General features: G+C 63.5%; 13 protein-coding genes and 1 pseudogene. 8 read left to right on the forward strand and 6 right to left on the reverse strand.

What is annotated here, in order from left to right:
• Positions 1-186, reverse strand: a pseudogene (locus tag A2J03_RS31715) (hypothetical protein); the annotation flags it as partial.
• Positions 187-273: 87 nt separating this feature from the next.
• Between A2J03_RS31715 and A2J03_RS16000 the strand changes: the two are divergent.
• The 6 genes from A2J03_RS16000 to A2J03_RS16025 all read left to right on the forward strand — a co-directional run bounded on the left by A2J03_RS16000 (position 274) and on the right by A2J03_RS16025 (position 5,590).
• Positions 274-864, forward strand: a complete 591-nt coding sequence (locus A2J03_RS16000; RefSeq protein ID WP_068375777.1) for a TetR/AcrR family transcriptional regulator — start codon at positions 274-276, stop codon at positions 862-864.
• A gap of 20 nt (positions 865-884) precedes the next feature.
• Positions 885-2,411: a glycerol-3-phosphate dehydrogenase/oxidase gene (locus A2J03_RS16005; protein ID WP_231912559.1), complete on the forward strand. Its 1,527-nt coding sequence runs from the start codon at positions 885-887 to the stop codon at positions 2,409-2,411.
• Between the two features lie 22 nt (positions 2,412-2,433).
• Positions 2,434-3,591 (forward strand): glycosyltransferase, encoded by a 1,158-nt coding sequence (locus A2J03_RS16010; protein WP_197480813.1) that lies wholly within the window; start codon positions 2,434-2,436, stop codon positions 3,589-3,591.
• Positions 3,582-3,776: a DUF3046 domain-containing protein gene (locus A2J03_RS16015; protein WP_068375796.1), complete on the forward strand. Its 195-nt coding sequence runs from the start codon at positions 3,582-3,584 to the stop codon at positions 3,774-3,776. The genes A2J03_RS16010 and A2J03_RS16015 overlap by 10 nt, the downstream gene beginning before the upstream one ends.
• Positions 3,777-3,978: 202 nt before the next feature.
• Positions 3,979-5,016: a recombinase RecA gene (gene recA / locus A2J03_RS16020; RefSeq protein WP_068375779.1), complete on the forward strand. Its 1,038-nt coding sequence runs from the start codon at positions 3,979-3,981 to the stop codon at positions 5,014-5,016.
• Positions 5,017-5,032: 16 nt separating this feature from the next.
• Positions 5,033-5,590, forward strand: a complete 558-nt coding sequence (locus tag A2J03_RS16025; RefSeq protein ID WP_068375780.1) for a regulatory protein RecX — start codon at positions 5,033-5,035, stop codon at positions 5,588-5,590.
• A gap of 90 nt (positions 5,591-5,680) precedes the next feature.
• Here A2J03_RS16025 and A2J03_RS16030 read toward each other — a convergent pair whose 3' ends face one another.
• From A2J03_RS16030 to A2J03_RS16045, 4 genes are all read right to left on the reverse strand, one after another.
• A complete protein-coding gene (locus tag A2J03_RS16030) occupies positions 5,681-6,562 on the reverse strand; it encodes an amino acid ABC transporter permease (protein ID WP_068375782.1) in 882 nt (293 codons plus the stop codon).
• Positions 6,562-7,239, reverse strand: a complete 678-nt coding sequence (locus A2J03_RS16035) for an amino acid ABC transporter permease (protein ID WP_068375784.1) — start codon at positions 7,237-7,239, stop codon at positions 6,562-6,564. The genes A2J03_RS16030 and A2J03_RS16035 overlap by 1 nt, the downstream gene beginning before the upstream one ends.
• A gap of 76 nt (positions 7,240-7,315) precedes the next feature.
• A complete protein-coding gene (locus A2J03_RS16040) occupies positions 7,316-8,143 on the reverse strand; it encodes a glutamate ABC transporter substrate-binding protein (protein ID WP_068375798.1) in 828 nt (275 codons plus the stop codon).
• A gap of 85 nt (positions 8,144-8,228) precedes the next feature.
• A complete protein-coding gene (locus A2J03_RS16045; RefSeq protein ID WP_197480815.1) occupies positions 8,229-8,957 on the reverse strand; it encodes an amino acid ABC transporter ATP-binding protein in 729 nt (242 codons plus the stop codon).
• A 208-nt stretch (positions 8,958-9,165) separates the two neighbouring features.
• Between A2J03_RS16045 and miaB the strand changes: the two genes are divergently transcribed.
• Positions 9,166-10,683, forward strand: coding sequence for a tRNA (N6-isopentenyl adenosine(37)-C2)-methylthiotransferase MiaB (gene miaB / locus A2J03_RS16050; protein WP_082897868.1), 1,518 nt, complete (start codon positions 9,166-9,168; stop codon positions 10,681-10,683).
• Entirely contained in the window at positions 10,671-11,300 is a 630-nt protein-coding gene (locus tag A2J03_RS16055; RefSeq protein WP_197480814.1) for an Rv2732c family membrane protein, read from the forward strand. The genes miaB and A2J03_RS16055 overlap by 13 nt, the downstream gene beginning before the upstream one ends.
• Before the next feature lie 19 nt (positions 11,301-11,319).
• Here the strand turns inward: A2J03_RS16055 and A2J03_RS16060 are convergent.
• Positions 11,320-12,387, reverse strand: a 1,068-nt coding sequence (locus tag A2J03_RS16060) for a DUF349 domain-containing protein (protein WP_068375790.1), incomplete at its 5' end; no start/stop codon positions are given.

Below are 12,387 nucleotides of genomic sequence, written 5' to 3' on the forward strand. Positions count from 1 at the left end.
GACGGACAGTCGAGAACGCGTCAGTGTCACCGAATTCTCCGATGAGTCCGCGCGACCACGAGGCGAGATGCCAAGTGCAGTGCGAAGTACCGACTCGACCTCGACGCTCAGAGAGCGTCGATTCTCCGGGATCCCCCACGCATCCCACGACATGACGGGCAGCTCGACCGGAGGCAGTTCCTGCATGATCTATAGTGTTACATAAGTCGCATGTTTGTAACATGTCCTGGGTAAAGATGAGCTGAACCGGGTCGATCGAACGAGGTGTCCACAGTGAGCGAGCAGTCGACTGCCGTGTCGACCATCGAGGATCAGGTGCTCGACGCCGCACGCGGGTGCATTCTCGAATACGGCGTCAGGCGTACGACACTGGCCGAGATTGCCCGTCGCGCTCAGGTGAGTCGCCCCACGGTGTACCGCAGGTGGGCCGATACGCGTGCGGTGGTGTCCAGTCTCCTCACTCGCGAGATCGGGTCGGTCATCCCGACCTTCGGCGTCGACGGATCGGTCCGCGCTCAGATTTCCTCTGCCACGGCCGATGTGGCGAACAGCATCCGTACGCATCCGTTGTTCGTGAAGATTCTGGAGTCGGATCCGGACATTCTGTCCACATACATCCTGCATCGTCTCGGAGCGAGTCAGTCTGCGATCATCGACACCCTTGCGCCGATGTTGTCGTTGGGGCAGCAAGATTCGTCGATTCGTGACGGCGACCCTATGCAGATGGCCTGCGTCGTGCTGCTGATGGTCCAATCCGCGGTTCAGTCGGCCAACATGGTTTCCGCTCGGATCTCCGGTGACGATCTCGTCGCGGAAATCGCGTACGCAGTCGACGCGTACCTGCGCCCGCCCGTTCGGTGCTGACCGGTGCCCGGGATTCCGGGTTGAGCGAGTTCAGGCGTCGGCGTGAAGCCGAGGCGGTATGGCAGGGGGACGCTGTCGACGTTCTCGTCGTCGGTGGCGGTGTCACCGGTGCAGGTATCGCCCTCGACGCTGCGTCGAGGGGGTTGAAGGTCGTCCTCGTCGAGAAGCACGATCTGGCCTTCGGTACCAGTAGATGGAGTTCCAAACTCGTCCACGGCGGACTGCGATACCTCGCATCGGGTCAGTTCGCTATCGCTCGCGACAGCGCCGTGGAACGCGGGATCCTGATGACTCGGACCGCGCCGCACCTCGTACGGCCCTTGGCGCAGATAGTGCCGCTGCACGCGTCGATGTCGGCGGTGGGCGAGGGGGTGATTCGTGCGGGGCTGGCGACGGGTGATGTTCTGCGAAGCATGGCCGGCACGCCGGTATCGATACTGCCCCCGGCGCGGCGTGTCAGTGCGGACGCCGTGGCGGCCGCTGCTCCGACAGTGCTGCGCGAGGGTCTGCGAGGCGGCGCACAGTCGTGGGACGGCCAGCTCGTCGACGATGCCCGTCTCGTCGTCGCGATCGCGCGCACGGCAGCGTTGTACGGCGCGTCCATCCTTACCGGGGTCAGTGCATCCGGCGTCGATCGGACGTCGGCGGTTCTTCGCGACGAAGCGACGGGCGACACCACGCGAGTGCGCGCCAAGGTCGTGATCAATGCAACCGGGGTGTGGGCGGGAGAGATCGATCCACGGATCGCGTTGCGACCCAGTCGGGGTACACATCTGGTGTTCGATGCAGCGGCGTTCGGGGGACTCACATGCTCGTTGGCGATTCCAGTACCGGGGGAGCGCACTCGGTTCGTGTTCGCATTGCCTGCGCCTCTGAATCGCGTGTACGTCGGTCTCACGGACGAGTCGGCGGAGGGCGCGATACCGGATGTTCCCGTCCCGACGGAGCCGGAAATCGAGTTCCTCCTGAACATCCTTGCGACGGCGGTGACCCCGACATTGACTCGTGCCGATGTCATCGGTGCGTTCGCCGGTCTACGGCCGCTGCTCGGCTCGGGTGACGGGCCGTCCGCCGACGTGTCGAGGAGGCATGCGGTGCTCGTCGACGGTGACGGACCGATCAGTGTGGTCGGCGGCAAATTGACGACGTATCGACTGATGGCCCGACACGCGGTCGATGCGGCGCTCGACGCTGTCGGACTCACCGCTGAACCCTCGCGCACGGAGTCCATCCCGCTGGTGGGTGCAGCGACCGCGTCCGAGCTCGCCGCTGTACCGGCCTCGGCGACGCTTGTCCGTCGGTACGGCACCGAGGCGAGGATCGTTCACAGGCTTGCGGACACGCTGCACGATGGATTGGTCCCGATCGCGGACGGTATCGACGTATGTGCGGCCGAACTGGCGTTCTCGGTTCGCTTCGAGGGTGCTCGAACCGTGGGGGACCTGCTCGATCGACGAACGAGGATCGGACTCGTCGGAACCGATCGCGACCGCACCCTGTCCGCGGCAGAATCCATCCTTCGCGATCACCTGGACTCCGGCGAGTGAAAACTGTGGCACGCTGAGCTGCGTGCGAGTAGCGGTAGTGGCCGGACCCGATCCAGGGCATGCGTTTCCCGCGATCGCGCTGTGCCTGAGGTTCGCCGCCGCCGGGGACGAGCCCGTGCTGTTCACCGGAACCCGATGGGTCGACGCAGCGGGTGCCGCCGGAATCGACACCCGTCCGCTCAAGGGGCTGACGCCACGCCCGGAAGACGACGACATGGACGCGGGACAACGCATCCATTCGAGAGCGGCATTCATCGCCACCGAACTGCACCCCGACCTGCAGAGTGTGAATGCAGACCTCGTGGTCTCCGACATCCTTACTGCGGGAGGTGGTCTGGCCGCGGAGAAGCTCGGACTGCCCTGGGTGGAGCTGTCCCCTCATCCGCTGTACGCCCCGTCGAAAGGGTTGCCGCCCATCGGAAGTGGGCTGGCTCCCGGCTCCGGCGTTCGAGGTCGGCTTCGCGATACCTTGATGCGCAAGGCGACCGGTCGCTCGATTGCACAGGGACGAGCGCAACGGAGTGCTGCCCGAGTCGGTATCGGACTGCCTGCCGAGGATCCAGGTCCTGTCGCACGGTTGATCGCCACGATTCCCGCGCTCGAGGTGCCGCGTCCGGACTGGCCAACGGAAGCGCATGTGGTGGGGCCGCTGCTCTGGGAGCCGACCGAGGAAATTCTGACGCTACCCCCCGGTGACGGCCCAGTGGTGATGGTCGCGCCGTCGACTGCATTCACTGGGGCCGAGGGAATGCTGGAGATGACACTTCGAGGACTCGACGGAAGTGGCGCTCGGGTGGTGGCGTCGATTCTCGACGAACCACCGGCGGAGTTGCCGAGTTGGGCGGCCGCCGGGCTCGGACGGCAGGACGAACTGCTGGGTCGGGCCGATGTGGTCGTCTGTGGCAGCGGGCACGGACTGCTGGCCAAATCGCTGATACACGGAGTTCCGGTGGTGGCGGTCCCCGGTGGCGGTGATCAGTGGGAACTGGCCAATCGTGCCGCGCGGCAAGGAAGTGCCGTGGTGGTTCGTCCGCCGAGTCCCGACTCGATCGGTGATGCGGTCCGGCGAGTGCTGAAGGACCCGGCGTACGCACAGGCGGCGTCCGCCGCCGCGGCAGGCTCCGGCGACGTCGAGGATCCGGTGGAGGTGTGTCGCGGTACGGTTGGGCAGTGCGCTTGACTGAATTCCGTGAACTGCTGGTGGACGAGTTCGGGCAGATGCGGGGGGACTCCATCCTCGTCGATCACGTCATCACCAGTCTCGACGGACATACGGGTGCCGAGGCAATCGAAGCGGGTGTGGATCCTCGCGACGTGTGGCGTGCACTCTGCAGGGAGTTCGATGTGCCCCGCTCCCGTTGGTGACGAAAACTTCGGCGTGTCGGCGCGTCGGGTGATGTAATCGAACACGTGTTCCCCTATGCTGAACTCATTCGGCTGGACTGCGGTCTGGAGGAAGAGCGGAGTGCGCATGGACGAGAGAGAAGCAACTTGTCGGTGCCTGGCTCTACCGTTACCGACAACACAGATCAGCGCCAGGCTGAACGAGACACACTAGGAGATCACGATGGCTGCATACGATCGCGACAAAGCGCTCGATCTCGCACTTGCGCAGATCGACAAGAACTTCGGCAAGGGATCGGTGATGCGTCTCGGCGACGAGGTTCGTCAGCCGATCGCTGTCATTCCCACCGGTTCCATCGCGCTGGACGTCGCGCTCGGTATCGGTGGTTTGCCTCGTGGACGTGTCATCGAGGTCTACGGCCCTGAGTCCTCCGGTAAGACGACGGTCGCGCTTCACGCTGTTGCCAGTGCGCAGCGCGCCGGCGGCATCGCCGCCTTCATCGATGCCGAGCACGCGCTCGACCCCGATTACGCGCAGAAGCTCGGCGTCGACACCGACGCACTACTGGTCTCGCAGCCTGACACCGGTGAGCAGGCGCTGGAAATCGCGGACATGCTCATCCGCTCGGGCGCGCTCGACATTCTGGTCATCGACTCGGTGGCGGCTCTCGTGCCGCGCGCCGAGATCGAGGGCGAGATGGGTGACAGTCACGTAGGCCTGCAGGCCCGTCTGATGAGCCAGGCGCTGCGTAAGATGACCGGTGCCATGAGCAACTCCGGCACCACGGTGATCTTCATCAACCAGCTGCGTGAAAAGATCGGCGTCATGTTCGGCTCGCCCGAAACAACAACCGGCGGTAAGGCTCTCAAGTTCTACGCATCCGTGCGCCTGGATATCCGTCGCATCGAGACGCTCAAGGACGGTACCGACGCGATCGGTAACCGTACGCGCGTCAAGGTCGTCAAGAACAAGGTTGCGCCTCCGTTCAAGCAGGCAGAATTCGACATCATCTACGGCAAGGGCATCAGCCGAGAAGGTTCGTTGATCGACATGGGCGTGGAGCACGGCTTCATTCGAAAGTCAGGCTCCTGGTTCACCTACGACGGCGATCAGCTCGGCCAGGGCAAGGAGAACGCCCGTAAGTTCATGCTCGAAAACCCGGACGTGCGTGACGAAATCGAGAAGAAGATCATGGAAAAGCTGCAGATCGGCGCCGACGTCACGGCTACCGAAGACACGGCAGCACCTGTCGAGTTCTAGTCAGGGGTAGCTGTTCGTGGAACCGGAACCGGAACCCGAGGGCGGCGGCACCGAAGCGCAGGCGAAGGACGCCTGCCTTCGGTTGCTGACCGACAGAGCTCGAAGTCGGCATGAGCTCGAGACACGGTTGGCAAAGAAGGGCTTCACGCCCACCGTCATCGCTGCGGTACTGGACAAGCTGGCAGCCGCCAAGCTTGTCGACGACGGTGCATTCGCGGAGCAGTGGGTGCGTTCTCGCCATGTCTATGCAGGGAAGGGCAAGCACGCGCTGAGCCGCGAACTCCGAGACAAAGGCGTCAGCAACGAACACTCCTCGGCGGCGCTCGAGCAAATTGATTCCGAGGACGAGCGTCGACGCGCAACCGAGTTGGTGCGCAAGAAGTGCCGAACGCTGTCCCTACCCGACGCCAACGCTCCCGATGCGCGAGCCGAGCGCGACAAGACGGTGCGAAAGCTGGTAGGAATGCTCGCCCGCCGCGGATATCCGCAGGGGATGGCGTTTGCAGTCGTCAAGACCGAACTGGACAGGCTGGGCGCTGACACCGAAGACTTCGACGGTGACCGTTTCGGGTGATCGTCCACCTGAGACAGGTCGTCGTCGAATACACGAGGCCCGCAACACCTTCACGGTGTTGCGGGCCTCGTTTTCGTTCACCCATGTCGACTATGCGGCCCCGGCTGGTCCTCCGCCGAAGTCCTGTACGGGCACTACGGTTCCACCGGTCTTGCGCTTCTTCTGACGCATCCGCCCTTCGACGACCGTCGCCAGCTTGGTGAGCATGGAGTTGATGACGATCATGATGAGCGCAACGATGATGAGAGAAGGCAGGTAGTTGCCGTAGAACGCGCCGACCTGCTGACCGGCCCGAACCACTTCGACGTACCCGATCAGATAGCCGAGTGCCGAGTCCTTCAGAGCGACCACCATCTGCGAGATGATGGCGGGCAACATCGCGGTTACAGCCTGGGGCAGCAACACGATCCGCATGACCTGGCCTTTGCGCATGCCCAAAGCAGATGCAGCCTCGGTCTGCCCCTTCGGGAGCGAGTTGACGCCGGCGCGAACGATTTCGGCGATGACCGACCCGTTGTACAGCGTCAGACCGGTCACGACCGCAGCAAGAGCAAGGTAGCGGACCTTGAAGACCTCGTATTCGGCGTACACCGCGTACAGGAAGATCATCAGGATCAGCACGGGGACTGCGCGGAACAACTCCACGAAGACACCGCTGATCGCTCGCACCGCCCGATGATCGGACAACCTACCGATGCCGAGGACCGCTCCGAGTACCAGAGCGAACACGATGGACAGGGCAGCGGCTACGAGTGTTCCCTGAATGCCGGGCAGTAGATACGTCGTCCACGTACTGGACGTGACGAACGGCTCCCATTTCGCTGCCGTCAGCTGACCCTTGGAGTCGAGAGCCAGATAGATGAGGAAGGCGATTCCGAGGGAGATCAGAAGGACCACACCGGAGAGGATTCGATATCGCGCCTTGGCCTTCGGGCCAGGAACGTCGTAGAGAACGGCTACAGCGTCACTCATCACTTCACCGCCAATCGCTTGCTGAGGTACCCGAACAGGAGTCCGGTCGGAAGCGTCAGGATGACGAAGCCGAGGGCGAAGAGTCCACCGACAGCGAAGATTGCCGCCTCGTTCTCGATCATCGTCTTCATCAGCAGTGACGCTTCGGCGACGCCGATGACCGATGCGATGGTGGTGTTCTTGGTCAACGCGATCAACACACTTCCCAACGGACCGATCACTGCGCGGAACGCCTGGGGGAGTACGACGATCGTGATGTTCTGGGTGAATGTCATGCCGAGCGATCTGCCGGCTTCGGCTTGCCCGACCGGGACAGTGTTGATTCCGGATCGAAGCGACTCGGCCACGAACGAGGCGGTGTAGACGCTCAAACCGAGGATGGCTAGCCGAAAGTTGTTGTCGACGAGGAACGTCGGCGAATCTTCCGCAGCAAGCGCGACACCCATCGTCTGGTAGAGGCCGAACGAGGTGAACAGAATGATCAGTGTCAGTGGGGTATTACGGAAGATCGTGACGTATGCGGTAGCGAGAGCGCGTGCGACCGGAATCGGTGACACACGCATCGCCGCGATGATCGTACCGATGATCAGTGCGCCGATCGCGGACAGAACCGTCAGTTTTATCGTCATGATGAACGCGTCGACGAGTTGATCGCCGTACTTGCTCAATAGGTTCAAGGTAGGGGTGTCCAATCGGCTGGAGCGGGCCGGTCACGTCGGGTGCACTCGGTGCACCCGACGTGGGGGCGAAGCGTCAGTAGCGGTCGACGACGGGCTCGGCAGGCAGCTGGTAGCCGGAGGCGCCGACGGTCTCGTTGAAGGCCTCTTCCCAGGCACCGCTGGCGACCATTTCTTCGATGGCGTCGTTGATCTGGTTCCGGCCGTCGGTGTCGTCCTTGGCGAGACCGATCCCGTAGTTCTCGGCGGTGAACGGCTCGCCGACCACCTTCAGCTCGCCCGGGTACTGAGCGGCGTAACCGGCCAGGATGATGTCGTCGGTCGTGACCGCGTCGATAGCACCGTTTCGGAGGGACTCGACGCACGCCGAGTAGGTGTCGAACGGCTGAAGCTGGACGTCGGGGTACTCGTCGGCGATCTTCTGTGCCGGGGTCGAGCCGGTGACCGAACACAGCTTCTTACCTGCGAGGGTGTCGGGTCCGGTGATGTCGGTATTGCCTTCGGCAACCAGAAGTGACTGTCCTGCAACGAAGTACGGTCCGGCGAATCCGACCTTCTCCTTACGGGCATCGGTGATCGAGTAGGTGGCGACGATGTAGTCGACCTCACCGTTCTGAATGAGAGTCTCGCGCTGAGCGGACGGCGCTTCCTTGAACTCGATGTTCTCCTCGGAGACTCCGAGCTGGCCCGCGACGTATTTGGCGACCTCGACGTCGAACCCGCTGAAGGTGCCGTCGGGATTGCGCAGCCCGAGGCCGGGCTGGTCGTACTTGATGCCGACGATGAGTTTGCCGCCCTCGGAGCTCGAGGAGACGCTTCGTTCCTCGTTGCCGCCACATGCGGTGGCGACCACGGCCAGTGCGGCGAGTCCGGCTGCGATGCGGAGCGGGCGATTGATTCTCACTGGTAGTTCCTCCATTTTGGTTCTGCGAAGAATGATGCTGGGAAGAGCGGTTCTGGGAATGGTGCGGTGCTTCTGGTTATCGAAATCAGTGACCGAGGATCTTGCCCAGGAAGTCCTTGGCGCGATCGGATTCAGGTGATGTGAAGAACGTTTCGGGGTCGGTGTCCTCGACTACGGCGCCGTCGGCCATGAAGATGACGCGATCGCCTGCCTTGCGGGCGAAGCCCATCTCGTGGGTGACCACGAGCATCGTCATACCGTCCTTGGCAAGCGAGGTCATGACGTCGAGCACCTCGTTGACCATCTCCGGGTCGAGGGCCGATGTCGGCTCGTCGAACAGCATCACCTTGGGGTTCATGGCCAACGATCGAGCGATGGCAACACGCTGTTGCTGTCCACCCGAGAGCTGCGCTGGGTACTTGTCGGCCTGGTTGGCGATGCCCACCCGTTCGAGAAGCGCCTGCGCCGACTTGCGGACCTCTTCCTTCTTGAGCTTGCGTACCTTCTGTGGTGCCAGCATCACGTTTTCGAGGATCGTCTTGTGCGCGAACAGGTTGAAGGACTGGAAGACCATGCCGACATCGGCGCGAAGCGCTGCGAGGGCCTTTCCTTCGGCGGGAAGAACTGATCCGTCGACTTCGATGGTTCCCGAGTCGATCGGCTCCAAGCGATTGATCGTGCGGCAGAGCGTCGACTTGCCCGATCCGGACGGACCGAGAACGATGACGACCTGCCCAGCAGGTACCTCCAGATTGATGTCCTTGAGGACGTGCAGATCACCGAAATGCTTGTCTACCGATTTCAGGGAGATCATGGGGGGTCGATCGGCAAGAGCACCGGAAGCCGGCGCGTCGGTGGCGTGCGTCATAGGGCAGAACCCTATTCGTAGTTTGGTTGTCGACAGCGCTTTTCACCCGACAATTCGGATTATGTAATGGAAACTTTACTGACGGTCGGTATCGGCCCAGGGCGGACGCGGATCCCGGGCGTGGCGTGCACCCGCCGGGCCGTACCCTGGGGAGGTGGAAACGAGTGACCTGACTACCCAGAGAAGCTACGAGGTTCGAACGCACGGTTGCCAGATGAACGTGCACGACTCGGAGCGGCTGGCTGGTCTACTCGAAGAAGCCGGATACATCCCCGCATCGAGCGGCACCGATGCGGACCTGGTGGTGTTCAACACCTGCGCGGTGCGCGAAAATGCAGACAACAAGCTCTACGGCAACCTGGGAATGCTGCGACCGGCGAAGACACGCAATCCGCGCATGCAGATCGCCGTCGGAGGATGTCTCGCGCAGAAGGACCGCGACACCGTCGTGAAGAAGGCGCCGTGGGTCGATGTCGTGTTCGGCACGCACAACATCGGATCGCTGCCGACTTTGCTGGAGCGTGCGCGACACAACGACGAAGCCCAGGTCGAGATCCTGGAGTCGCTCGAAGCATTTCCGTCGACATTGCCGGCCAAGCGAGAATCGCCGTATGCCGGGTGGGTGTCCATCTCGGTCGGCTGCAACAACACCTGCACCTTCTGCATCGTGCCTGCACTGCGCGGCAAGGAGATCGACCGACGACCGGCAGACATCCTGGCCGAGGTCCAGGCACTCGTCGACCAGGGTGTCCTCGAAGTCACACTTCTCGGTCAGAACGTCAACGCGTACGGGGCATCGTTCGCGGACCCGGACCTTCCGCGCGATCGAGGGGCATTCGCGTCGCTGCTGAAAGCGTGCGGCGCCATCGACGGACTCGAACGAGTGCGGTTCACTTCACCGCACCCGGCCGAGTTCACCGACGATGTCATCGAGGCGATGGCGACCACATCGAACATCTGCCCCACACTGCACATGCCGCTGCAGTCCGGCTCCGACCGCATTCTGAAGTCCATGCGCCGGTCGTACCGTCAGAGCAAGTTCCTCGGCATCATCGACAAGGTCCGTCTCGCCATGCCGGACGCTGCGATCACGACCGACATCATCGTCGGTTTCCCCGGGGAAACCGAGGAGGACTTCGAACAGACTCTCGAGGTGATGCGGCGTGCGAAGTTCGCGAACGCGTACACCTTCCAGTACTCGAAGCGTCCGGGAACGCCTGCCGCGGACATGGACGACCAGGTGCCCAAGGAAGTTGTGCAGGAACGTTACAACCGACTGATCGCGCTGCAGGAGGAGATCGTCCTCGACGCGAACCGCGCACTGATCGGCACCGACGTCGAAATCCTGGTCGCGACGGGTGAGGGACGCAAGAACGCAGCGACTCACCGCAAGAGCGGGCGAGCGCGTGACGGACGCCTCGTGCACTTCCGTGCCGAAGAACATCAGCTGGCCGCCATCAGACCGGGTGACATCGTCACCACCACCATCACAGCAGCAGCGCCTTACCACCTCATCGCCGACGCCGGGGTTGCCTCGCACCGCCGTACGTCTGCGGGCGACGCATTCGAGAGTGGAACAGTGCCGAAGACGGCTCCCATCGGTGTCGGGTTGGGTTTGCCATCCGTCGGCGCGCCCGCCCCGCTGCCCGTAACGACAGGATGCACGGTATGACCCCCGACCCTCGGACTCCCGAGACTCCCGAGACTCCCGAGACTCCCGACCACCAGGCGCCCGACTACGACCGGGCCGAGAAGACCATCGATTCGGAGATCGACCCCGGTGTGCGCGCAGTGGTCGTCGCTGTTCTGGTGATGCTGCTGCTCCTGACCCTCGCCCTGCCGCACACCGGATCGGTCAGCGGCTTCGATGTCCTGTCCGGCAACGACGCTGCGTTGGCCGACGCTATCGCGCTGCCGTCGCGGGTGTTCGTGTGGTTCGTGACGGTATTCGCCGTGGTCGCATCGGTGCTTGCGCTCGTGACCAGAATTTGGGCACTCGCGTGGATCGCGCTTGCTGGATCTGCGATTGCATCGGTCTTCGGGATGCTGTCTATCTGGTCGAGGCAGACGCTGCCCGCGGACTCCACTGCGAGCGGCCCTGGCATCGGTTTGGTGATCGGCTGGATTCTCGTCGTGGCGCTCACGTTCCAGTGGCTCAAAGCGGTGTGGAACAAGACCACCGCGCAGCTGGACGCTCAGGAACGTCGACGGGCGGCGTCGGTGGAGGCCGAACAGAACTCGCGGTGGGCCGGACCGGTCCTCGGTCGGCCCACCGACCGCAAGCCCTGACTTCTGCAACTCCCGTTCTCTACAACTCCTCGACTGCCCCTTCGGCTGCCTCGGCCCATTCACGCCATTGCTGCGCCTGCTCGAGGGCGCGCTTGGCGTCCTTGTCCTTACCTGCTGCGGTCGCCTTCGCCGCCTGCTCCTCGAACTGGGCTACGCGCTCACGGAACTGAGCGGCGCGGGCCAGCGCCTCGGGGTCCGTACGCCGCCACTGGGCATCGACCGCTTCGGACACTGACTTCTCGATCGCCCGCAGTCTGCCTTCCAGTTCCTGCATCTTGTCGCGCGGAACCTTGCCCTGCGCGTCCCACTTCTCCTGGAGTTCGCGCAGTGCCGAGCGGGCGGCGTCGAGGTTGTTCTTCGGATCGATGTTGCCGTACTTCGCGAGCAGCTCTTCCTTGGCGACGGCGTTCGCCTCGAACTCTGCGTCGCGTTCGGATGCGGCGGCGTTGCGTGCCGCGAAGAACACGTCCTGGGCGGCCTTGAAGTTCTTCCAGAGTGCGTCGTCTGCGTCCCGTGGGGCTCTACCAGCTGCCTTCCACTCGGTCAGAAGGTCGCGGAACGCTGCTGCCGTCGGACCCCAGTCGGTGGAGGCAGAGAGGGCCTCGGCTTGGGTCACCAGCTCTTCCTTGCGTGTCTTTGCCGCTCCGCGTTCCCGGTCGAGGTCGGCGAAGTGAGCACCGCGGCGACGGTTGAAGTTCTCGCGGGCCTTGGAGTATCTCTTCCACAGCGCGTCGTCCACTTTGCGGTCGACGCCGCGGATGGTCTTCCATTCATCGAGGATTTCGCGAAGTCGGTCGCCCGCGTGTTTCCACTGCGTCGACTCGCTGCCGATCTGCTCGGCTTCCGCCGCCAGCTCTTCCTTCCGAGCCGTGTGCGCGGCCCTCTCGACTTCCTTCTCCTGCCGCGCAACCGCGGCGGCCGCGTCCGAATGTTCGATGACGAGTCGAAGCCGCTCGGCCAGTGAGTCGATGTCTCCGATGACCGCCGCCGTGGGCAGCGTCTCGGCGAGGGCAGCAGCGGCGGCCTTGGTCTTCTTGGCATCGCCGGAGCCCGCGCTGAGCCGGGCTTCGAGTAACGCGATCTCGGT

Origin of the sequence: Rhodococcus sp. EPR-157, assembly GCF_001647195.1 — a bacterium.
Lineage (GTDB): Bacteria > Actinomycetota > Actinomycetes > Mycobacteriales > Mycobacteriaceae > Rhodococcoides.

Coding starts and splice junctions, on each gene's coding strand:
- recA (WP_068375779.1), top strand. CDS start 3,979: ATGGCTGCATACGATCGCGACAAAGCGCTCGATCTCGCACTTGCGCAG.
- A2J03_RS16055 (WP_197480814.1), top strand. CDS start 10,671: ATGCACGGTATGACCCCCGACCCTCGGACTCCCGAGACTCCCGAGACT.
- A2J03_RS16030 (WP_068375782.1), bottom strand. CDS start 6,562: ATGAGTGACGCTGTAGCCGTTCTCTACGACGTTCCTGGCCCGAAGGCC.
- A2J03_RS16045 (WP_197480815.1), bottom strand. CDS start 8,957: ATGATCTCCCTGAAATCGGTAGACAAGCATTTCGGTGATCTGCACGTC.